Origin of the sequence: Cytobacillus oceanisediminis 2691 (assembly GCF_007678455.1) — a bacterium.
Lineage (GTDB): Bacteria > Bacillota > Bacilli > Bacillales > Cytobacillaceae > Mesobacillus > Mesobacillus oceanisediminis_A.
Window position 1 is genome coordinate 1 of the sequence record NZ_VEEP01000478.1, and the last position, 203, is coordinate 203.

1 rRNA gene is annotated in these 203 nt (G+C 44.3%); it reads left to right on the plus strand.

The window, feature by feature from the left end:
- Positions 1-141: 141 nt before the first annotated feature.
- A 5S ribosomal RNA gene (gene rrf, locus FS736_RS24085) occupies positions 142-203 on the plus strand; the annotation flags it as partial.

The window sequence follows — 203 nt, forward strand, 5'->3', positions numbered from 1 at the left end:
GTCAGAGGTGGAAGCGCGGTGACGTGTGGAGCTGACTGATACTAATCGTTCGAGGACTTAACCAAATTGATCATTCGATTCTCTTGTATTCTTCTTACAACATTATCTAGTTTTGAGGGTACAAATCCTCAAATTAAATAGTCTGGTGGCGATGGCGAGAAGGTCACACCCGTTCCCATACCGAACACGGAAGTTAAGCTTCT